The following is a 21,796-nucleotide window of genomic DNA, read 5'->3' on the forward strand; positions in this document are numbered from 1 at the left end:
CACGTCGCAGGCGGCGGCCAGCTCGCGCGGGGTCGCGCAAGCGCGGACGTCGCCGGCCAGCGCCGCGACCCGCTCCGGCGAGCGGTCGTGGGCGTGAACGGTCAGGCCCGCGGCGGCCAGCCGCTCGGCGATCGCGCCGCCGAGCGCGCCGACCCCGAGCACCCCGCAGACCGGCGCCGCGCTCATGCCGCGGCCCCGACGCCGTGGAGGCCGGCCGCGAACGCCGCGCCCCGCTCGCCCTCGTGGACCGCGAACGCGCCATAGGCGTCGACGTCGAGCACGAACCCGTCGGGGACGACGATCGTGGTGCTCGGCAGCTCGACGATCGCCGGGCCAGTCAGCCGCGCGCCCGAGGGCAGCGCGGCGCCGTCGTGGACCGGAGTCGGGACCAGCGCACGCGCCGCCGCCGACCAGACCGGCCGCGTGTCGAGCAGCGCCGCCTCGACGCTGCCGGTGTCCGGGCCGGCCTCGGTCAGGCCGGGCTTCTCGGTCCGGCCGATCGCGACCAGGCGGACGGCCAGCAGCTCGACCGGCTGCTCGGGCGAGCTGTGGCCGAAGAGCGCGTCGTGCTCCTCGTGGAACGCGGCGGCGACCGCCTGGCGATCGACCGGCAGGTCGATCGGGACGGTCAGCTCGTGCCACTGCCCGACGTAGCGCAGGTCGAGCGCTCCCCGCACCTCGGCGCGGTCGGCCGGCACGCCCTCGCGGGCCAGCGTGTCGCGGCCCGCGCGCTCCATCTCGTCGATCAGCGCCGCGATCCGGGACTCGTCGGCCATCGCCAGCGGCGTCTTGTACGCGCGCACGCCGTCATGCTTGAAGTCCGACATCAGCATCCCGGCGGCGCAGAAGATCGACGACTCGCGAGGGACCAGCAGCGCCGGGATCTCCAGCTCGCGGGCGATCGCGGCGGCGTGCAGCGGGCCGGCGCCGCCGGCGACCACCAGCGGGAAGTCGCGGGGGTCGAGCCCGCGGCGGACGCTGATGTCGCGGACGCCGGTCGCCATCGTCACGTTGACCAGGTCGTAGACGCCGGCCGCGGCCTGCTCGACGCTCAGCCCCAACCGCTCGGCCAGCGGCGCGAAGGCGTCGACCGCGGCCTGGCGGTCGAGCGTCATCCCGCCGTGGCGGAACGACGACTCGCCGAGGAAGCCGAGCACCAGGTCGGCGTCGGTGACGGTCGGCGCGCTGCCGCCGCGGCCGTAGCAGGCCGGTCCCGGCTGGGCCCCGGCGCTCTGCGGCCCGACGTGCAGCAGCCCGCCCTCGTCGAGCCAGGCGATCGAGCCGCCGCCGGCGCCGATCGTGTGGATGTCGATCGTCGGCAGCGCCAGCCGCCAGCGGTCGACGGTGCCGTCGTTCATCAGCAGCGGCTCCCCGTCCTTGACCAGCGCGGCGTCGAAGCTGGTCCCGCCCATGTCGACGGTGATGCACTCGCGCAGCCCGTGCGGAGCCAGCTGCCAGAGGCCGGCGGTCGGGCCGGAGGCAGGACCGGAGAGCAGCGACAGCGCCGCCCGCTCGCTGATCTCGGCCGGGGTCGCGACGCCGCCGTTGGACTGCATGATCAGCAGCGTGCCGCCGAACCGCAGCTCGGCCAGGCGGCCGGTCAGCGCGTCGAGGTAGCGCGAGATGATCGGCCCGACGTAGGCGTTCAGCACCGTCGTGCTGGTGCGGTCGTAGTAGCGGACCTGGGGCAGCAGGTCGCTCGACGCGGTCACGTAGGCGTCGGGCAGCAGCTCGCGCAGCAGGTCGCGGGTCCGCCGCTCGTGGGCCGGGTCGGCGGGGGAGTGCATGAACGAGATCGCCACCGCCTCGACGCCCTCCTCGCGGAAGGTCGCGGCCGCGGTCGCCACGTCGTCCTCGACCAGCGGCGCCAGCTCGCGGCCGGCGTGGTCGGTGCGCTGGCCGACCGGCAGCCGCAGGTAGCGCGGCACCAGCGGGGTCGGCGGCTGGAGCCGGTTGTCGTAGGGCTCCTCGCGGGTGCCGTCGCGCAGCGCCAGCACGTCGCGGAAGCCCTCGGTCACCAGCAGGCCGGTGCGTGCGCCGCGGTGGGTCAGGACCGCGTTGGTGGTGACCGTCGTGCCGTGGACGATCAGGTCCAGGCGGGCGACGAACGCCTCCAGGTCCAGGCCCAGCTGCTCGGCGATCTCGGCCAGGCCGGTCACGAACCCGCGCGAGGGGTCGTCGGGGGTCGAGCTGGTCTTGTGGACCAGCCGGGTGCCCTCGCCCAGCAGCAGGAAGTCGGTGAACGTGCCTCCGACGTCGATCCCGATCCGGTAGCTCATGCGCGCTCCTCCTGCCGCAGGCGGCGGGTCGTCTGCTCGTCGATCGTGCGGCCGTCCGCGGCGATCGCCACGCCGTAGTCGCGGCGGGCCGCCTCGGCGCTCAGCAGGCCGTCGCGGACCTCGGCCAGCACCAGCTCGGGCGGGCGCTGGCGAGCGTCGCCGTAGCCGCCGCCACCGCCGTTGCGCGAGACGCAGACGGTGCCGGCCGGGATCCCCTCGACGATCTCCTTCGACCCCCACGCCTTGGTCGTCCCGTCGGGGAAGCGCAGGGTCAGCTCGTTGAGGCCGCCCTCGCCGCCGCCGAAGAGCCCGTGCGGCGGATCGGCGCCCTCGCTGGCGACGTCGTCGCCGATCGTCGTGCCGGCCTCGTCGACGCCGAGGAAGGTCCAGCTCGAGCGGGTGCCGTAGCCGCCGCGCCACTCGCCGTGGCCGGCCGAGTCGGGCAGGTACTCGTAGTAGTGCATCAGGTGCGGCGTCGACAGCTCGAACATCTCCATGTCGGGCGAGCGCATCGAGCCGGGCGTGCCGCTGAAGCCGAGGGCGTCGTAGCCGTCGGCGCCGCGCATCGCGCCCGGGCCGCCGCGCTGGAAGATCGTCAGCGAGACCGACGGCTCGTCCGTCCGCGGGTCGACCCCGTTCAGCGCCGTGCACAGGAACTGGTTCCAGCCGGCGGTGACCCGGTCGGGCAGGGCATCGGAGAGGGCGAGCATGATCGCCTCGACCACCTCGTCGCACATCTGGTTGCCGAAGATCGTCGAGGCCGGGAACCGCGGGTCGATCAGCGAGCCCTTGCGGAAGACGGTCCGGATCGGGGCGAAGACGCCGTGGTTGGCCGGGATCGAGAGCCCGCCGGCGGTGACGAGCATCAGGAACGCGATCCGGATCGCGCCGATCGCCGACGCGGCGGGCATGTTGGTGAAGCCGGGGGCCTGGTCGTCGGTCGCGCTGAAGTCGAACGTGATGTCCGAGCCGGCGACGGTGATCTCGACCGCCACGCGGTAGCGCGCGGTCGGGTCGAGCCCGTCGGACACCATCCAGCTCTCGCCGCGGTAGACGCCGTCGGGCCAGCGCTCGATCTCGGCCCGGACCTGGCGCTCGGACGCCTCGATCACGTAGTCCATGTGGGCGTCGAAGGTCTCGGCGCCGTAGCGGTCGAGCAGGTCGACGATCCGCCGCCGGCCGATCGTGCAGGCCCCGATCATCGCCTTGATGTCCTCGGCGACGATGTCGAGCCGGATGTTCGCCCGCACCAGATCCCAGACGTCGCGGCGCAGCTCGCCGCGGTCGTGCAGCTTCAGCGGCGGGATCCGGAAGGCCTCCTGCCAGACGTCGCGGGCCCGCGGGTCGTAGCCGCCGGCCGTCATCCCGCCGATGTCGGCGACGTGGCCCTTGCTCGCCGTCCACGCGACGAGCTGGTCGCGCCAGAAGATCGGCACGAAGACGCCGACGTCGGCGTTCTGGTTGCCGCCGCTGTAGACGTCGTTGTGGAGGATCACGTCGCCGTCGTGGACGTCGCCGGCGAAGTACTCGATGATCCGCTGCAGCGGCGGCTGGGCGCCGTTGGCGATGATCGACGCGTACTCGGTCTGGGCCAGGGTGCGCCCGTCGCGATCGAAGACGACGGTCACCAGGTCGCCGATCTCGTTGAAGATCGGCGAGCGGGAGGACCGCATCAGCACGGTCGCCATCTCGTGGGAGATCGCCTGGACCCGTCGCTGCAGGACCGAGGCGAGGATCGGATCGGGGGTCGTCATGCGACGCTCCAGATGTCGCGGGAGAGCGAGGACACCGCGGTCGTGGCGTCGGCGCCGACGACCAGCGAATCGGCCATGTAGCCGACGGCCCGGTCCTCCGCGTCGACCACGTACGGGTGCAGGGCGAGGGTCATCCCCTCGGCGATGGTCATGGCGCCGGTGGCCCGGTCCTCGACGACGTCGAGGCCGATCCACGGCTCCTCCAGCACGTCCTGGCCCAGGCCGTGGCCGGACCAGTAGGCGCAGCGCGCGCCGTGCTCGGCGACGGCGGCCTCGATCGCGCGCTGGGCGGCGGGGGGGTCGGCGCCGGGCCGCAGCGCGACCGTGCCGGCGTCCATCCCGGCGACGACGGCGGCGTTCATCCGCTGCTGCAGCTCGCTCGGCGGGCCGATCGTCACCATCCGCGACAGCTCCATCCAGTAGCCGAGCGGACCGACGATCTCGAACGAGAAGATCTGCAGGTCGCCGGGCGCCAGGAGCCGGTCGACCGCCTGCCCGAAGTGGCCCTCGACGGTGCCGTCGCCGCGGTCGCGGCCGTACATCGTCAGGAACAGCAGGTCCTCGCCGCCCTCGGCCAGCGCGACCCGGGCGACCTCGGCCCCGATCGTCCGCTCGCTGACGCCGGGGCCGGCGACCTCGAGCAGCCGTGCGAAGCACCGCTCGGCGATCCTCGTCGACTCGACCACGCCGGCCCGCTCCTCGTCGGACTTGATCGCGCGGACGCGCTCGAAGGCGGGGCCGGCGTCGACGATCTCGGCGTCGGGGTGGGCGGCGGCGATCGCCAGGTAGTCCTCGATCTTCATCACCTGGCCGAGGCCGACGACGCCGATCCGGCGCGGGGCGGGGCCGCGGCCCAGCTCCTCCAGCAGCCCGTCGGCGACCCGCCGGGCGTAGCGGACGGCGACGTCGCCGCGGCCGCGCGGGTTCATCGTCAGGTTGACCGGGAGGACGAGCACGGGGTCGCACCCGGGGGCGATGACGGCGTAGCCGTAGCGGTGGGCGAGGTTGTAGTCGCCGACCCAGCGCAGCGTGCCCTTGTGGCCGCGGTAGTCGTTGGCCGCGAGCACCAGGGCGTCGAGGCCCTCGTCGTCCAGGAGCTGGTGCAGCAACCCGACGCGACGCTGATGCTCGGCGGTAGAGAGTCCTGCCATGCACGCCATCGGACCACAGCCGTCGAGCGTTCGTCAACGCAAGATATTTGTTGTTTGACACTATGGCGCGCTGTCATGCAGAGTATGGCCAGCGTGCTGTTCGAGCATCCGGTCCTCTCCGCACCGCAGCAGCTCCGGGCATGCCTGGAGGAGCTGGTCCTCGACGGCACGCTCGCCGCCGGCGACGCGCTGCCCCGCGTCGACGTGATCGCCGAGCAGTTCGGCGTCTCCGCCCCGACCGCCCAGATCGCTCTTCGCGCGCTTCGCGACGACGGCGCGCTCTCGGTCACCCGCGGCCGCCACGGGGGCTACCGCGTGACCGGCGACGCGATCGCCGTCGCGCGCGAGCGCCACCAGCGGGCCGCCGCCCGCGGCGCCGGGCCGCCGACCGACTACGCCACGCTGCTGGAGCTGCGCCGCTCGCAGGAGGTGCTGACGGCGCGCTTCGCCGCCAGCCGCCGGACCGCGCACGAGCTGGGCAGCCTGGCCTCGGCGCTGCCGGCGCCGGACGGGCTGCCGGAGAGCGTCGAGGAGGCGTTCGACCTGGACCTGCGCTTCCACCGGCTGCTGGCCGAGTGCACCCACGACGCCTTCCTCGTCCGCGCCACGCGCGAGACGGTCAAGGCGATGCGGGGGCTCGGCCGGGCGACCTCGGCGCTCGGGCCGGCCGACGTCGTGGTCGCACTCGACGGAGTCGTCGACGCGGTCGACCGGCGCGACCCCGCGGCCGCCGCCCACGCGATGCGGCGCCACCTGCGCCGCTCCTCCGACTTCTTCGCCGCCGACGGGGCCGTGGCCCGATGAGCGACCGCCCCGACGGCCCGTCGGCGCCCGCCGGCAGCCGGCGGGTGGCGATCGTGACCGGAGCCGCCCGGGGCACCGGCGAGGCGATCGCCCGCGAGCTGGCGCGGCGCGGCGACCACGTCGTCGTCGCCGACCTGGCCGGGCAGCGAGCGCGGGCCGTCGCCGACGAGATCGGCGGCAGCGCGGCGGTCCTCGACGTCCGCGACTGGGACGCGGTGCGGTCGCTGGTCGACGCGACCGTCGCCGAGCACGGGGCGCTCGACGTGCTGGTCAACAACGCGGCCCGCTCGGTCGCGCGCTCGCTCTGGGAGATCGAGCGCGAGGAGTGGGACGACGTCCTGGGCGTCAACCTGGGCGGGGTCTTCGCCGGCTGCCGGGCCGCGGCGCCGCACATGCGCGACCGGGGCCGCGGCCGGATCGTCAACGTCTCGTCGATCGCGGGCCAGCAGGGCGGCGTCAATGGCGGCGCGCACTATGCGGCGTCGAAGGCGGGGATCGGCGTCCTGACCAAGGTCGTCGCCGCCGAGCTGGCGCCCCACGGCGTGACCGTCAACGCGGTCGCGCCGGCCGCGATCGCCGGCCCGGTGATGGACGCGCTCGGCCCCGAGCGGCAGGCGGTGATCGCCGCCTCGATCCCGGTCGGCCGGCTGGGGCGCCCGGAGGAGGTCGCCGCCGCGGTCGCCTACCTGGCCTCCGACGAGGCCGGCTTCGTCACCGGCGCCACCCTCGACCTCAACGGCGGCCTGCTGATGCGCTGAGCGCGCGTCGTCGCCGCCCGTTCCCCGGAGACCCATGATCGAGCCGACCCCCGATCGCCGCGCCCGCGGGATCGCCATGTACGCCCGCCAGTTCGGCGTCCCCGAGGACGAGGTCCACGACCACATGGCGCGGATGCTCGGCGCGCGGATGGCCGAGGAGGCCCAGCACGCCAGCGGCGGCGCCTGGAGCGGCGACGGGCTGACGATGCGCGAGCGCAGCCTGGTCGTGATCTCCAGCCTGGTCACCCAGGGCGGGGTCGAAGGGCGGCTGCGCGGCCACCTGCGGTGGGCGGGCGAGAACGGCCTGGCGCCCGAGGACCTGGAGGCGGCGATCGTGCTGCTGGCCGGCTACGTCGGCTACCCGCGCGCGTCGACCGCGATGGAGCTGCTGCGGGCCGAGCTGGGGCCGATCGAGGGTGACGCCGGGCCGTCCGGCCCCTCGACGCCAATCCGCTGACGACCCGAGACCCCGACCCGGAGCCGAACGTGCCCCCGAACGATCCCCACGCCCACACCGCCAGCATCGCCGTCGACGCGTCGCCGGACGACGCCTTCGCGTTCATGGCCTCCGGCCGGCTCCAGACCCACTGGGCGCTCGGCAGCTGGGATCGCGAGCACGTCGAGGGGGACGTCTACCGCGGCACGTCGCTGTGGGACGGCAGCGACCTGTACGTCCGCGTCACCGGCCACCCCGAGCTGCGGCTGGTCGACTACGCGGTCGGCCCGGACCCGGACGCGCTGCGGCGGGTGGTCGAGGCGCGGGTCGTCGATCGCGCCGAGCTCGGCCACGACGACGGCGGGTCGGTGATCACCCTCACCGTCTGGCGCACGCGCGACGAGCGGCCAGACAGCTGGGCCCGCACCTTCCACGCCTTCCAGACCGAGGTCCACCTGATCCGCGGCCGGCTGGACTCGAGCAGCGCGCTGGCCGTCGGGCGCCGGGCGCGGGAGGCCAGCGACCATGGCGCGTGAGGTCGACGCCGTCGTCGTCGGCAGCGGCCACAACGGGCTCGTCGCCGCCGCCTACCTGGCGCGCGCGGGCTGGTCGGTCGAGGTCCTGGAGCAGGCCGACCGCGCCGGCGGCGCGGTCGCCACCGAGGAGCTGACCGTCCCCGGCTACCGCCACGACACGTTCTCCAGCTGGCACCCGCTGTTCCAGGGGTCGCAGGCGTGGGCCGAGCTGGGGGACGAGCTGCGGGCCCACGGACTCGACTACGTCAACGCCGACGACGCGGTCACCGCCAGCGTGCTGCCCGACGGCAGCGCCGTGGTCGGCCACCGCGACCCGGAGCGGACCGCGGCCGGCTTCGGCGACCGCGACGGCGCCGCGTACCTGGCGGAGCTGGCCGACCTGGGCCGGCACATCGAGTCGATCGGCGGCCTGCTCGGCGTCGAGCTGCACGGCCTCGGCGCGCTGCGCCAGGCGGCCGGCCTGCGGCGGGCGATGGGCGGCCGGGCGTTCGCGGCGCTCGGGTCGCGGGTCGCCGCCAGCTCGCGCGCGTGGCTGGAGTCGACCTTCGAGGGCCGCGCGGTCGGCGACCTGCTGGCGCCGTGGGGGCTGCACACCGGCCTGACGCCGGACGACGCCGGCGGCGCGTTCTCGCTGCTGGCCCTGGCCGGCGGCCTCCACGCCGGCGGCTTGCCGGTCGTCCGTGGCGGCTCGGTCGGGTTCGTCGACGCGTTCGTCGGGCTGATCGCGGCCCACGGCGGCACCGTCCGCACCGGCACCGCGGTCGAGGAGATCGTCGTCCGCGGGGGTCGCGCGGTCGCCGTCCGCGCCGGCGGCGAGGAGATCGCCGCCCGCCGGGCCGTGATCGCCAACGTCACCCCGACCCAGCTCTACGGCTCGCTGCTGGCGGCGGGCAGCGCGCCGCGGCAGGCGACCGACGAGGCGGCCCGCTTCCGCTACGGCCGCCGCGCCGGCACCCAGATCCACCTGGCCCTCGACGCTCCGCCCCGCTGGCGCGGCGACGCCCGCCTGGCGCGGGCGCCGCTGATCCACCTGACGTCGGGCGTCGACGGGGTCACCCGCGCCTGCGTCGACGCGGCGCTCGGGCTGCTGCCGGCCGAGCCGACGATCGTCTGCGGCCAGCCGACGGTGATCGACCCCAGCCGCGCGCCCGCCGGCGGGGCGATCATCTGGATCCAGCTGCAGGAGGTGCCCTACCGGCCGACCGGCGACGCCGCCGGCACGATCGACGTCGGTGAGGGCAGCTGGACGCCGGAGCTGGAGGCGGCCTACGCCGACCGGATCGTCGAGCGGCTGGGCGTCCACGTCGAGGGGCTCCAGGAGTCGATCGTCGGCCGGGCGATCCTCAGCCCGCGCGAGCTGGAGCGCCGCAACCCGAACCTGGTCCGCGGCGACATCTACGCCGGCGCGACCGACCTCGACCAGTCCTACCTGTGGCGACCGCTGCCGAGCTTCGGCTCGCACGCCACGCCCGTGGCGGGCCTGTACCAGTGCGGGGCGAGCACCTATCCCGGCCCGGGCCTGAACGCCGCCTCGGGCCGGATCGTGGCCCGGGCGCTGCTGGCCCCGACCGCCCGCGAGCGGCTGCGGTCGCGGCTGCGGCGCGGACGCGGCTGAACCTGCGGGAGCGTGCCCGGCCACGGCGGCCCGGCACGCCGCCGGCGCTCAGTGCGCCGGCGCCTTCGGCAGCTTCGCCTCCAGCTCGTGGCCGTGCTCGTCGGCCAGCGCCGCGTCGCGCAGCGCGGCCAGCCGCTCGGCGGCGCCGTCCTGGCCGGCCAGCTCGTCGGCGGCGTCCATCAGCCGGGCGAAGCTCTCGCTGCCGTGCTCGTAGGTCGCGCCGTAGCCCTTCAGCACCCGCTGGCACTCGACGATCTCGCGCGCCAGCTCGCCGTCGGCCGGCGCGACGCCCAGCGCCCGCTCGATCCAGCGGTCGATCGCCTCCTGCTCGCGCACGAAGCGCAGCGTCCGCGGGCGCAGCGGCCGCATCCGGGCCAGCAGCGACAGCTGCGTGTAGCCGAGGATCGACGTGGTGTTCAGGATCATGCCCTGGCGGGTGGCCGCCTGGACGGTCCGGCGCACGATCCGCGACCGCCGCAGCCGCTTGGCCATCCCCGCGGGCATCGAGTCGGTCAGCTCGTCGAACTGCGGGTGCAGGTACTCGCGCACCTGGAGCAGCTGGTCCGGCTTGGCCTTGGCCTCCTGGCGGATCCGGTCCATCCGCGCCCGGCGGGTCTTCTGCTGGGCGACCTGGATGATGTCCTGGAAGCACATCCAGAGCGCGACGTGGCGGGCCGCCTCGCAGGTCAGCCGGGCCTCGCCCTCGCGGTCGGGGTCGACCGCGGCGAATCGCCGCACCCGCTCCAGGTAGCGCTCGGCGTACGAGGCGTCCTGGTAGACGGCGGTCCGCACCAGGCCGTGCAGCGTCATCGAGCGGGCCGCCTCGGGCAGCTCGCGAACCTGCTCGGCCAGCGGTCGCAGGCCAGGTCCGACGAGCGACCCCGGGTCCTCTGCGGCAATCCGCCGCCGCTCCTCCTCGCGATGCCCCTTGCGCGCCTCGACGGCCCGCGAGGGCCGCGCCGGTCCCGCGTCGGACGCCCCCGACCAGCTGCTCATCGGCAGCTCGACCGGGGCGGGCGCGGGTGCGGCGGGGGGCTCGGTGGCCGCGTCGTAGCCGGCGGCGAAGGCGGCCAGCGAGGACTCGACGCCCTTGCCGAAGGCGCGGATCGGCGCCTCGAACGCCTCGCGCGTGAACGGCAGCGCGCCGCAGCCGGCGACGGCGCCGAAGAGCGAGGCGCTGATCACGCTGCCCGCGTCCTCGGCCATCTGCATGAAGTCCGCGGCCACCAGCCGCTTCGACGCGCGGCCGGCGGCGGCCAGCAACTCTGCGTCGTCGACCCGGCCGTCGCCCATCGCCATCTTCTCGTCGATCGAGTAGACGCGGCTGGTCGAGGTGATCAGCGTGGTCCGGTCGGCGGTCGAGAACCCGCGCTGGATCGCGCGGCCGCTCTCCATCAGCTCCGACGCGACGACCACGTCGACCTCGCCGGGGGTGGGGAAGATGCTCATCACCGGCTCGCGGCGGACGCCGCCGGTCGCGGCGTCGCCCTCGGCCGGCGGGAACAGCTCGACGTAGTAGACGGTGGCCCCGGTGCGCTGCGCGACGCCGGCGACCGAGGTGTTCTGGGCGTACCAGCCGCCCTGCTCGGCGACCGCGACGACCCAGTCCGCCAGCACGCCGCCGCCCTCGCCGCCGAGGGCGAGGATCGCGAGCGTCAGCGGACGCCGCCCTTCCGACCAGCTCGACATCAGGCGGCGACCTCGAATCGCGCGGCGCGGCGCTCCAGCCCGCGGGAGAGGGCGCGCATCCACCACGAGCGGATCCGCACCAGGACCTTGTCGCGCGCTGTCGGGTTGTGCACGACGTCGGTCCGGTAGAACGACGGGCAGAGGACGGCCGCGTGGGCGTTGTTGCCGCAGACGCCGCAGCCGACGCAGCTGTCGAGCACCTTCGCGACCGGGTCGGTCCGCATCGGGTCGGGGTTCGACGCGATCGTCAGCGACGGGCAGCCGGAGATCCGGATGCAGGCGTGATCGCCGGTGCAGGTCTCGGCGTCGACGCCGAAGCGCTCGCGCACGACCCGCTTGCCGTCCTTCAGCGCCTTGCGCATCTCGGGCTTCACGCGCCGCTGACGGTTCAGCTGGCACTCGCTCTGCATCACGAGCACCTTCGGGCCGGCGTCCTTGGCCTCGAACGCCTCGACGAACGTGTCGCGGACCTGGGTGACGTCGAAGGTGTTGTCGATCGTCTTCGCCCACTCGACGCCGATCCCGCGAACGGCCTTCTCGATCGGGTGCTGGGTCGAGCGCAGCGGCGTGTCGGCGTGCGAGGAGAGCACGTCCTGGCCGCCGGTGGCGGCGCTGTAGTCGTTGTCGACCACGACCAGCACCTGGTCGTTCTTGTTGAAGACCGCGTTGCCGACGCCGCTGGTCAGGCCGTTGTGCCAGAAGCCGCCGTCGCCCATGATCGCGACGGTCGAGCGGTCGGCGCCCGACGCGTTGAGCGCGGAGGCGCCGGCCGAGCCGAGGCCGTAGCCCATCGTCGTCGCGCCGAGGTCGAAGGGCGCGTTGATCGCGAACAGGTGGCAGCCGATGTCGGCGCTGACGTGGTGCTGGCCGGTCTCGCGCTCGGCGAGCTTCATGCCGCTGAAGATCGGGCGCTCGGGGCAGCCGGTGCAGAGGCCCGGGGGCCGGGGGAGGATGGCCGCCGGATCGACCGGCGACGCGAACGGGCTGGCCGGGTCGTCGCGGTCCAGCAGCAGGGCGGGCTCGTGGACGACCAGGTCGGGCTGGTAGCGCTGGAGGAACGCGGCGATCCCCTTCGTCATCGCCGCCGACGTGTACTCGCCGGCGACCGGCAGCAGGTCCTTGCCGTGCAGCGCGGTGTCGACCCCGGCGCGGCGCAGGATCGCGTTGAGGTTCTGCTCCAGGTAGTCGGGCTGGCCCTCCTCCAGCAGCAGCACCGCGCGCTTGCCGGAGCAGAACGCGACGATCTCGTCGTCGACCACCGGGTACGTCACGTTCATGACGTAGAGCGGCACCTGGGTGTTGCCGAACGGGTCGGAGCAGCCGAGCAGCTCCATCGAGCGGTTGAGCGTGTTGTACAGCCCGCCCTGGGTGATGATCCCGATGTCGCTGGCGCCGTCGTTGATGACCTCGTTCAGGCCCCGCTCCTTGATGAAGCGGACGGCGGCCGGCCAACGGTCGTTGACCTTCTCCTGCTCGTGCTGGAAGCTCGCCGGCGGCAGCACGACCCGGCTGACGTCGCGGGCCGGGTTCTCGATCGCGTCCTTGACGGTCATCGGCGGCCGCCGGTTGTCCTTGGCGGTGAACGCGCCGTGCAGGTGGCAGGAGCGCAGCCGCAGGTCGAGCATCACCGGGGTGTTGCTGGCCTCCGACAGCTCGAAGCCGGCCTCGACCGCGTCGACGATCGCCGTGATGTTCGGCCGCGGGTCGAGCAGCCACATCTGCGACTTCATGGCGAACGCGTGCGAGCGCTCCTGCATGATGCTCGAGCCCTCGCCGTAGTCCTCGCCGAGGATCACGAGCGCGCCGCCCTTGACGCCGCCGCTGGCCAGGTTCGCCAGCGCGTCGGAGGCGACGTTCAGGCCGACCGTCGACTTGAAGGTCACCGCGCCGCGCAGCGGATAGTGGACCGACGCGGCCAGCATCGCGGCGGCGGTCGCCTCGGACGCGCTGTTCTCGAAGTAGACGCCCAGCTCGTCGAGGATCTCGCGCGCGTCGCCGAGCACGTCCATCAGGTGCGAGATCGGGGCGCCCTGGTACCCGCCGACGTACGCGACGCCGGACTGGAGCAGGGCCTTGGTCACGGCGAGGATGCCCTCGACGTGCAACTCGGTGCCGGCGCCGTGGCGCAGCTGCTGCACCTCGGCGGTGAAGGATCGCTCGGCCATCTCCGCTTCGCCCCTTGTGGTGGAACCTCGGTCCGGCGACGCCGGACCCGGACGCGTGGCGCGCAGCGGGGAGCGCCACGGCCACGAAGCAGCCTACCGCCGCGCCGGCGATCTGTCTACATAGGAGCGAGGTGATATGTCTAGCGAGGTGATTCGGGCGCTTCGCGATCGAGCACGAGCCGCTCCTGCTGCGCGACGCCGTGGAAGTGCGCGTCGGCCGCCTCGGCCAGTCCCTCGTAGAGCGCGTCGAACAGCGCGACGACGTCCTCCCGGAGCTCGCCGACGGCGTCGACCTCCGGCGGGAGCTCCGGGTCCAGGGCGGGGAAGAACCGGAAGCGGTGCAGCATCGCCGTGCGGATCAGGAACGCCTCCCGCGGGGTCAGGGCGGCCTGCTGCTCGGCGGCCCGGAAGGGCGCGTATGCATCGATGAACGCGCGGTACTGCCGGTCGACCGCGTCGAGGTCCCAGGCCTGGGCGACGATCGCCGTGGGGGAGAGCCCGCGCGACAGCCGTCCGACGAAGACCGACGCGAAGGACTCGATGCCGAGCGACCGCAGGAGCGCCGTCGCCTCGGGCTCCCGATCGCGAGCGGCGATCCAGGTGCTGTCCTGGACCGAGCCGAAGCCCAGGAATCGCAGGCGCGAGGCCAGTCGCGAGCGCGCGACGCGCTCGGCCTCGGGCATCGCGTGCCAGACGATCGTCCAGAGGTCGTTCGCGCGGGCCGCGCGGCCGAAGCCGAAGATCCGCCGGTCGCCGTCGCTCAGCAGCTCGTCGGCGCGGTTGGTCAGCGAGTAGAAGGCCAGCCGTCCCTGCTTGTGCCGCGCGAGCAGCCCGCGGCCCGCGAGCCGGGCCAACGCGGCCCGGGCGGCTTCGATCGAGAAGCCGAACTCGGTCAGCAGCTCGACCGCGCCGCCGGACCAGACGGTGGCGCGTGGATCCCGCAGGTGGGCTCCGAGGATGGTGAGGACGAGATCCTGCGGCTGGAGCGGGGCGCCGTCGGCGGCCACCGGACGCTGATCCTGCGCGCCGCGAGTCGCGCGACGGCGGGCGGGCGACGGGTGGTGGGAGTCGGGGGACGGCATCGTTGGCACCGCGCAGCCTAGAGCGCAGGTGGCCGGCGCGCACGGCGCGCGACCCCGGTCGCGGCGGGTCCCGGCCGTCGCGTCGGCGGACGAGCCGTCGACTAGGGACGCCGGCGTGCGTCGTCGGCCGGGCGAACCGCGATCGTGACGCGCGAGATCGCGCACGGCCGGCCCTCGTCGTCCTGCAGCTCGACGTCCCAGACCCAGGTGGTCCGGCCGCGGTGGCGCGGCTCCGCGCTGCCCAGGATCCGCCCGCCGGCGACGGGTCGCAGGAAGCTCGTGGCGTTCGACAGCCCGAGCGCGAACGCGCCGCGTGAGGCCACGGCCTGGTTGGTGCCGAACGAGGCGAGCGCCTCGGCGATGCTGCAGTACACGCCGCCGTGGACGACGCCGGTCGGCTGCAGGTGGTGGGCGGCCACGTCGAGCGCGCCGCGGGTCCGCTCGGCCGAGCACTCGAGGATCCGCAGGCCGTAGAACTCGTCGAAGGCCGACGCGTTCGCCAGCGCGTCGTCGTAGGCGGCGCCGCTGCTCATCGATCCCCACCCGCTGCGTCGTTCGCCGTCAACGCTTTGCATACTTTCGCGCTGGCATGCCTACTGTCAAGCGACGCGCGAGGCGGCCTGGAGGCGGTGGTCCCGGTCGGTGGGTGTCGTACGCTGCTGGCGTACTTCGACGCGCGGCCAGGGTCGGGTCGGTGGCCCCGTGCTCGCGGTGTCCGTACTCCGATCCCCCCCCGAGGCAACGATGTCCCGATCTGCCGTCTCCGCCCGCCCTGACGACCGGCGGCGTCTCGTCAATCGCGTCCGCGGCCCGCGCCTGCGGGTCGTCGTGGCGGTGGCCACGGCGCTGGCTGCCGGGCCCGCGGCGACCGCGTCCGCGGCCGGCCCGTCGGTCCAGGTGAGCGCGACGCCGATCGCCAAGCCGCTGGCGACGAAGGCGACGAAGGCGACGGTGGCGGTCAGGAACGCCGGCAAGGGCACGATCCGCGGTCTGACGCTGACCGTGTCCCCGGCGAAGGGCGTGACGGTCACGGTCTCGGGCGCCGAGAAGGGCAGGCGGAGCCGCAAGCTGCGGTCGCTCAGGGCGGGCAGGACCGTGCGGATCGGCGTCGCGGTGCGCCGTACGAGCAAGGGCCCCAAGAGCGGCAGCCTGGGTCTGAAGGTGGTCCGCAAGGGCAGGACGGTGGCGAGGGGCAAGCTGGCCTTCGGCGTCAAGCCGGGGCAGTCGACCGACCCGAACTCGCTGGCCGGCCGCTACTTCTGGGGCTCGACGTACACGGTCTCCGGGATCCAGCAGCACACGCTGTACTTCACCGGGTCGAACCTGGTGTTCACTTCGGACGCCGAGAGCGCGTGGCCGACGTGCACCGCGGTGACCGACACGTGCAAGTCGTACTCCTACGACGCGGCGAAGAAGCAGCTGACGATCGACGGCCAGCCCGCCACCCTCGAGGGCCGCAAGCTGACGCTCGACGGCGACGCCTACCTGGAGTTCGGCTACCCGCCGGCGGGGGCGCGCTGGGACACCCAGGTCACCTACTCGAACTCGAGCGGGATCTGCCCGCTGTCCTGCAGCTACTACACGGAGAACCTGACCTTCCGTCCCGACGGCACGTTCATCCGCGACGCGGTCGCGTCCGGCAGCGGCCCGATCGTCGACTGGGCGTCGATCCCGCCGAACAGCAAGGGCACCTACGAGGTTCGCGCCGACCACACCCTGCGCCTGGCGTTCGCCGATGGCAGCGAGCGGATCGAGACGATCGGGCTGTACCTGAACGACGACGGCAGCCTCCAGGCCGCCGGCGAGGGCATGGTCCTCGGCGGCGACGGCTACTTCGACATCCGCGACAAGTAGCAGCGGCGGGGCGGCGAGCCGGTTTCAGGCATGCACGCCAGGAGCGCCCGAGCCGTGGAGGGGACGTGGTGGATGCCGTCCCTCAGGGCGGGTTGCGGCTAGTCGTCGCGCTCGAGCACCTGCACCCGGCGGCGCAGGTGCGCCGCCCACCCCGCCAGCAGGCCGGCGCCGCCCAGGCCGGCGATCCACAGCCAGGTCGCCGGCAGCCGGACGCCGTCTTGCGCGGTCGCCTGCTGTGCGAGGACCGGTGCTGCGCCCCCACCGGTCGGAGCGATCGCGCCGTCCGGCGTCTGCTGCCCGGCCGCCTCGCCCGTCGAGACGCCGCTCGTCTCGGTCGCGTCGCTGGCATCGGTCGCCCCTGCCCCGCCGCCACTGGCTCCCGCGGCGGAGCTCCCGAACGGGTTGTCGGAGCCGGGAGCGGTCGCCGGCGGGGTGGTGGAGGTCGTCGTGCCCGTCGGGCTATCGGTCCTGTCCCTCGACGGAGCCGACGGGCGAGGGCGCTGCGTGCCGCCTCCGCCGCTCGTCGCAGGGGCCGTCGGCGTCGGGGCGCCGGGCGCCACGATCGGGATCGTCGCGATGACGTTCGGCTCGCCGGACTGCACGGAGCAGGCCCAGGCGAAGCTCCAGGTCACCGTCCAGTGGACCGTGGCCCGGGCCACGTACGCGACCGTCGCCGGCGTGCCGCTGAGCGGGTTGCGCGTGAAGCCGTTGCCGGGAAGCCGGATCGTGACGGCGCCGCGGGCGTCGGCCGGGATCCGGATCGTGGGGAAGGTCACCGGGCCGCTCGGCACCAGCGGGACGCGCGCCGGCTGGCGTCCCGTCGACCAGCGGTCGGCGGGGTGCAGGAACGTCCGGTCGCCGACGGTGACCTTCGCGTTCATCGTGTCGGAGATCGCGTCGACCCACTTGACGTCGAACTGGGCGGCGCCCGCGCTGTACTCGTCCGGCACCCGAACGTCGACCGTGCCCCGCAGCGACAGCGACGCGCCGGGCGCCACCGACGTCGGGACGTTCAGGGTCATGCCCAGCCCGAGCGGCTCGTTCCGGATCGCCTCGCCGTTGCTGGCGACGCACTGGTAAGTCTGCTGGGCGCGCCGGGCCACCGTCTCGGCCTGGGCGCCGGCCGGGCTCGCGGCCAGCAGCGCGGCCGCCAGCGCGCAGGTCGGGCCGACCCGACGAACGGCGCTCGACGGACGCAGGGTGGTGGTGCACCGGGTCATCGCGGATCCCCCTCGATCTTCGCTTCCTGCAGGCGCCGCCAACCGCCGAGCACCTGCCGGCCCATCGTCGTCAGCAGCGCCGCCAGCAGGACCCCGAGCACCCACGCCGGCACGACGACGTCGCCGTCGCCGCGCGTCGCGGCGGGCACCGGCGCCCAGACGGTCGCGCTCGCGGTCTCGGCGTCGGTGAACGGGTCCGGCTCGCCGGCGACGTCGCCGCTCGTCCCCGGGCCCGAGCCCGTCTCGGCGTCGGCGGTCAGCTCCGCGCCGCCGTCGGTTGCGCCGCCCGCGTCGCCGCTGTCCGTGCCGCCCGACGTCGCCGGCGCCGGTGCGCTGCGCGTGGTGGTCCCCGGACGCTCGGGCGTCGTGGCCGTGGTCGTGGTCGCGGGCGTCGTGGCGGCGGCCGGCGGCGGCGCGGGAGCCGCGACGATCGGGATCCGGGCGACGATCGCCTTCGGCGCCCCGGCCGCGCGGCAGGCCAGCGGCGTGTCGCGGAGCAGGCCGCCGTCGAAGCGGACGGTGCCGGTGAACGCGGCGTCATCGCCGCCGCCGTCGCTGGCCGCCGTCCCGTCGCGGGGCAGCAGGATCTCGACGTCGCCGGTCGCGTCCGACGGCAGGACGATCGGCGGCAGGGTGAGCGCGGCCGCGAGCACGAGCGGCTCGCCGAGCCCGGGGATCGACGCCGGCTCGGCGCGCACGTCGCGCAGGACGACGATCCGCTCGACGATCCCTCCGGGCGTCGCGACCCGCACGGGCAGCCCGATCGTTCCGGGCGCCAGCTGGGCACTGCGCGAGAGCGTCAGCAGCCCGGCCAGGGCGGGCGCGCCCGAGGTGAGCGTCAGCTGCAGCCGGCCGCTGGCGGTGAGCGTCCCGCCGGGCACGACCGTGGCCGCCGTGCGCAGGCGGACCGCCAGCTCGCCGGTGCTCGGGGCGAGCCCGCCGAGGGTCGAGCAGGCGTAGTCGCCGGCGCGGGACCACTCGGCGTCCTCCGCCGGCGCGGCGGCTGGGCCGGCCAGCGTCGCGGCCGCGACGCCGGCGACCGACAGCAGGGTGCTCACGGGGCGGGTGCGGATCATCCTTCGGCCAGGGCGCGGGCTGGCGACACGCGCGCGGCCCGATCGAGGGGCAGGAGCGTCGCGGCGCGGACCACGAGCAGCACGGCGACCACCAGGACGACGATCGGCGGCACCGGCCATGCGTGGACGGCCGGCACGTCGAGCGCGGCGGCGACCCGGTCGACGAGCAGGACCGCCAGGGCCGTGCCGAGCAGCACGCCGATCGCCGTGCCGACGACGGTGACCGCGACGACCCGGCGCAGCAGCAGCGAGCGCAGCCGCCGCCGGTCCAGGCCGATCGCTCGCAGCGTGACGTGCTCACGACGCTGCTCGGCGACGGAGAGCGCGAACGTCGTCGCGGCGCCGATGATCGCCACCAGGATCGCGAGCGCCAGCAGGGCCGTGGCCGCCGTCCGCGCGGTCTCGATCGCGTGGGTGATGCGCGCGTCGGTCAGGGCCGGGCCGTCGATCGGCAACGGGCCGCCGAGGACCGCCAGGCCGGCGACCTCGGCGAGCGCCGCGGTCCGCTGCGGGCCGGTCCCGAGGCGGATCCAGGCGACGTGGACCTCGGTGCGCCGCGCCACCTGCCTCAGCAGCGCGGGGGTCACCAGGCTCGTCGCCGGCAGGTCGCGGACGTACTCCACCCGGAGGCCGTCGACCCGGCCGTGGGGGCCGCGCAGGCTCACGCGCGCGCCGGGGGGATAGGGCGGGTACCCGGTCCGGGGCAGCAGCACGACGTCGTCGCGCAACCGGTGGACCGCGGCGTCCGCCGGGAAGACCGCGTCGAGGGCGCGCCGGCTGACCCCGGCCACGCCGCCGGCCACCCGCACTCGTCGCCGGGCGCCCGTTCCGACGACGATCGCCTCGGGGCTGGAGCGCACGCCGACCGTCGCCTGCACGCCGTCGACCTGCCGCAGCGACCGCCGCAGCTCCGGCGCGACGACCTCCTGGCCCGACGGGGCGCCGAGCGTCAGGTCCGGCTGCGCGGTGCGGGCCAGCCGCGCCGAGGCCGTCTCGGCGATCGAGGCCGAGCCGAGCCAGGTGGCGCTGACGAGCGCCACCGCCACGACGACCGCCAGCGCCTCGGCCGCGGCGCGGGACGGCTGGTGGGCGATCGTCCGGGCGTTCAGGCGCCGCAGGACGCGACGGCCGGTCGCGCGCCGGGTGCCCACGGCCGCCACCGCACGCATCGCCGGGGCGATCGACCCCAGCGCGCCCGCGGTCAGCAGCACCGTCGCGACGATCATCCCCGGCCAGCCGTCGAGCGCCAGCGCGGCGACGATCCCGGCCGCGAGCAATGACGGCCCGACGAGCGACCCGACCGGGGTGGGGCGCCGCCCGGGCGCCTCCCGCAGGGCGTCGGCGGGCCGGATCCGGGCGACCCAGAGGGCAGGAACGGTCGCCGCGATCGCGGCCAGCAGGAGGGCCGCCCCGACGGCCGCGGCCAGCGCTCCCGGGTGGACGGTGAACGCCGCGCCGTCGATCCGGGGCAGACCGGGGATCGACGCCGTCGCCGGCAGGCCGAGGCGGGCGAGCAGCACGCCGGCCGCCGCGCCGACGATCGCCGCGACCGCGGCCAGGGCCAGCACCTCGGCGACGATCAACGCCACGGCGACCGCCCGCGGGGCCCCGAGCGCCCGTAGCAGCGCGAGCGTCCGCCGGCGCGAGCCGAGCGCGACGGTGCTGGTCGTCCCGAGCACGAGGCCGGCGATCAGGAGCCCGACCGCGGCGAACGACGCGGCGACCGAGCTCAGCGCGACCGCCCGGTCGGCGTTGACACCGAGCGACGCGCTCCGCAGGCTCGACGCGGTCTCGGGCCAGCCGACCGGGGCGCGCGCGTTGACGACGTCGACGAGCCGGTCCGGGCTCGTGCCGGGCGTGGCTCGCAGCAGCACGGCGGTCGGCCCGACGGTGCCGGCCAGCGACTGGGCGACCGCCGGCGTCACCACGCCGTAGGGCGAGCGGCCGACCTGGAGCGACCCGCGGACGTCGAGCACCCCGACGACGGTGAAGAGCGCCCGGCCGACGCCGGGCCGGCCCAGCGCGAGCCGGTCTCCGAGGCGGATCCGCAGCTCGTCCAGCGTGTCGCGCGTGACCGCGATCTCGCTGCCGCTGACCGGGGAGCGGCCCGCCTCGAGCTGCTGCCAGACGAACGAGGGATCGTCGGCCAGGCTCTCGACGGTGATCCCGCGAACGCGGTCGCCGACCTGGACGGCGGCCTCCGCCTGGACGAAGGCGGCGGCGCGCTCCACGCCCGGCAGCCCGCGCAGCCGTGCCAGCTGCTCCGGCGCGATGCCGGTGCCGGCGGCGCCGGTGGCGCCGCCGGAGGACGTCGCGCCGCCGGCCGAGTCGGAGACGGCGCTCGTGCGGACGACGACGTCGGCGCCGCGACGGCCGGGCGAGGAGCCCGCCGGCCCGGCGTACTCGACGCCGGCGCCGTCCTCGATCGAGGTCCTCGCGCTGTCCCCGAGCACGAGCGCCGCGGTCAGCAGCGCCGCGCCCAGCGCGATCGTGACGCCGGTGGCCAGCGTCCGTCCGCGGTGCGCCCGCAGCTCGGCCCGCCAGAGCCCGAGCAGCGCCCGCCAGCGCGCGCGTGGCCGTCGACGCAGCCCGGGGCGTGTCGGGCCGTCGCTCACGTGGCGACGCTCGGCAGCTGCATCGTCGGGGCCTCGGAGGAGGAGCCGCCGTGGGCGACCAGCCGGCCGCGGTCCATCCGCAGGACGTCGTCCGCCCAGCCGGCGACCCGCGGGTCGTGGGTCACGACGACGAGCGTGTGGCCGTGCTCGTCGGCCAGCGAGCGGAAGAGTCGCAGCAGCGCCTGGGAGGCGTCGTCGTCGAGGGCGCCGGTCGGCTCGTCCGCGAAGACGACGTCCGGCTCGGCGATCACCGCGCGGGCGACGGCGACCCGCTGCTGCTGGCCGCCGGAGAGCTGGGCCGGCAGGTGGTCGAGGCGGTCGGCGATCCCCAGCTGCTCGGCGACCTGCTCGAGCCGCTCGGCGGGCGCCTCGTAGCCGTCGAGCTCGACCGGCAGCGTGATGTTGTCGCGGGCGCTGAGGCTCGGCACCAGGTTGAACGACTGGAAGACGAAGCCGATCCGGCGCCGTCGCAGGGCCGCCAGGCGGCGGTCGCCCAGGCGCGTGACCTCGACTCCGCCGATCCAGGCCCGGCCGCGGTCGGGCCGGTCGAGGGCGGCGAGCAGCTGCAGCAGGGTCGACTTGCCCGACCCGGAGGGCCCGGTGATCGCCGTGATCGCGCCAGCCCGGGCGGCCAGCGAGACGTCGTCGACGGCGACCACCGGCTCGCGCCCGCGCGGCGCGCGGAAGCTGCGCGTCAGGCCCTCGGCACGGACGGGTGGTTGGGCGTCTCCTTCGGCGCGACGAGAAGTTCGGGTCACCTTA

General features: G+C 75.2%; 18 protein-coding genes. 6 read left to right on the forward strand and 12 right to left on the reverse strand.

The genetic code is table 11. The features are described 5' to 3' along the window. The 4 genes from PAI11_RS00490 to PAI11_RS00505 all read right to left on the reverse strand — a co-directional run. On the reverse strand, positions 1-186 hold a 186-nt coding region (locus PAI11_RS00490), incomplete at its 3' end, for an NAD(P)-binding domain-containing protein (protein ID WP_040597438.1). Continuing rightward, positions 183-2,279, reverse strand: a complete 2,097-nt coding sequence (locus PAI11_RS00495; protein ID WP_007569710.1) for a hydantoinase/oxoprolinase family protein — start codon at positions 2,277-2,279, stop codon at positions 183-185. The genes PAI11_RS00495 and PAI11_RS00490, both read right to left, overlap by 4 nt. Then, a complete protein-coding gene (locus PAI11_RS00500; RefSeq protein ID WP_007569712.1) occupies positions 2,276-4,033 on the reverse strand; it encodes a hydantoinase B/oxoprolinase family protein in 1,758 nt (585 codons plus the stop codon). Before PAI11_RS00500 ends, PAI11_RS00495 begins: the two co-directional genes overlap by 4 nt. Beyond that, the gene (locus tag PAI11_RS00505) at positions 4,030-5,184 is read right to left on the reverse strand and encodes a M24 family metallopeptidase (protein ID WP_170320667.1); all 1,155 of its coding nucleotides are present in this window, start codon (positions 5,182-5,184) and stop codon (positions 4,030-4,032) included. Before PAI11_RS00505 ends, PAI11_RS00500 begins: the two co-directional genes overlap by 4 nt. An 84-nt stretch (positions 5,185-5,268) precedes the next feature. On the opposite strand from PAI11_RS00505, the gene PAI11_RS00510 reads away from it, so the two are divergent. From PAI11_RS00510 to PAI11_RS00530, 5 genes are read left to right on the forward strand one after another with little or no spacing between them, the layout of a single operon-like run. Then, positions 5,269-5,988, forward strand: a complete 720-nt coding sequence (locus PAI11_RS00510; RefSeq protein WP_040597441.1) for a FadR/GntR family transcriptional regulator — start codon at positions 5,269-5,271, stop codon at positions 5,986-5,988. Beyond that, positions 5,985-6,746, forward strand: a complete 762-nt coding sequence (locus tag PAI11_RS00515) for an SDR family NAD(P)-dependent oxidoreductase (protein ID WP_007569718.1) — start codon at positions 5,985-5,987, stop codon at positions 6,744-6,746. The genes PAI11_RS00510 and PAI11_RS00515 overlap by 4 nt, the downstream gene beginning before the upstream one ends. A 34-nt stretch (positions 6,747-6,780) precedes the next feature. Then, complete coding sequence (locus PAI11_RS23685; protein WP_007569727.1) at positions 6,781-7,203, forward strand: carboxymuconolactone decarboxylase family protein; 423 nt, start codon at positions 6,781-6,783, stop codon at positions 7,201-7,203. Positions 7,204-7,232: 29 nt separating this feature from the next. After that, a complete protein-coding gene (locus PAI11_RS00525) occupies positions 7,233-7,718 on the forward strand; it encodes a hypothetical protein (protein ID WP_007569733.1) in 486 nt (161 codons plus the stop codon). Next, positions 7,708-9,333, forward strand: a complete 1,626-nt coding sequence (locus tag PAI11_RS00530) for a phytoene desaturase family protein (protein WP_007569734.1) — start codon at positions 7,708-7,710, stop codon at positions 9,331-9,333. The genes PAI11_RS00525 and PAI11_RS00530 overlap by 11 nt, the downstream gene beginning before the upstream one ends. 48 nt (positions 9,334-9,381) lie before the next feature. Here PAI11_RS00530 and PAI11_RS00535 read toward each other — a convergent pair whose 3' ends face one another. The 4 genes from PAI11_RS00535 to PAI11_RS00550 form a co-directional block, all read right to left on the reverse strand. After that, positions 9,382-11,022: an indolepyruvate oxidoreductase subunit beta family protein gene (locus PAI11_RS00535; RefSeq protein WP_007569735.1), complete on the reverse strand. Its 1,641-nt coding sequence runs from the start codon at positions 11,020-11,022 to the stop codon at positions 9,382-9,384. Further along, positions 11,022-13,187 (reverse strand): thiamine pyrophosphate-dependent enzyme, encoded by a 2,166-nt coding sequence (locus PAI11_RS00540; RefSeq protein ID WP_040597443.1) that lies wholly within the window; start codon positions 13,185-13,187, stop codon positions 11,022-11,024. The genes PAI11_RS00535 and PAI11_RS00540 overlap by 1 nt, the downstream gene beginning before the upstream one ends. A 140-nt stretch (positions 13,188-13,327) precedes the next feature. After that, a complete protein-coding gene (locus PAI11_RS00545) occupies positions 13,328-14,194 on the reverse strand; it encodes a PaaX family transcriptional regulator (protein ID WP_007569738.1) in 867 nt (288 codons plus the stop codon). A gap of 176 nt (positions 14,195-14,370) precedes the next feature. Next, positions 14,371-14,802, reverse strand: a complete 432-nt coding sequence (locus PAI11_RS00550) for a PaaI family thioesterase (RefSeq protein WP_007569740.1) — start codon at positions 14,800-14,802, stop codon at positions 14,371-14,373. 211 nt (positions 14,803-15,013) lie between these two features. Between PAI11_RS00550 and PAI11_RS00555 the strand changes: the two genes are divergently transcribed. Continuing rightward, positions 15,014-16,123 carry a hypothetical protein gene (locus tag PAI11_RS00555; RefSeq protein WP_138974024.1) on the forward strand — a complete coding sequence of 370 codons (1,110 nt, stop codon included), beginning with the start codon at positions 15,014-15,016 and terminating at the stop codon, positions 16,121-16,123. 98 nt (positions 16,124-16,221) lie between these two features. On the opposite strand, the gene PAI11_RS00560 is transcribed toward PAI11_RS00555, so the two are convergent. Genes PAI11_RS00560 through PAI11_RS25725 form a run of 4 tightly spaced genes read right to left on the reverse strand, consistent with a single transcriptional unit; the run spans position 16,222 to position 21,792 of the window. Further along, entirely contained in the window at positions 16,222-17,343 is a 1,122-nt protein-coding gene (locus PAI11_RS00560; RefSeq protein ID WP_007569745.1) for a hypothetical protein, read from the reverse strand. Beyond that, positions 17,340-18,401: a hypothetical protein gene (locus PAI11_RS00565; RefSeq protein ID WP_007569746.1), complete on the reverse strand. Its 1,062-nt coding sequence runs from the start codon at positions 18,399-18,401 to the stop codon at positions 17,340-17,342. The genes PAI11_RS00560 and PAI11_RS00565 overlap by 4 nt, the downstream gene beginning before the upstream one ends. A gap of 14 nt (positions 18,402-18,415) precedes the next feature. Next, on the reverse strand, positions 18,416-21,034 hold the full coding sequence (locus PAI11_RS00570) for an FtsX-like permease family protein (protein WP_007569747.1): 2,619 nt from the start codon (positions 21,032-21,034) through the stop codon (positions 18,416-18,418). Further along, positions 21,031-21,792 (reverse strand): ABC transporter ATP-binding protein, encoded by a 762-nt coding sequence (locus tag PAI11_RS25725; RefSeq protein WP_170320666.1) that lies wholly within the window; start codon positions 21,790-21,792, stop codon positions 21,031-21,033. The genes PAI11_RS00570 and PAI11_RS25725 overlap by 4 nt, the downstream gene beginning before the upstream one ends. Between the last annotated feature and the right edge of the window lie 4 nt (positions 21,793-21,796).

This window comes from Patulibacter medicamentivorans (genome assembly GCF_000240225.1).
In the GTDB taxonomy this organism is placed as follows: Bacteria; Actinomycetota; Thermoleophilia; order Solirubrobacterales; family Solirubrobacteraceae; genus Patulibacter; species Patulibacter medicamentivorans.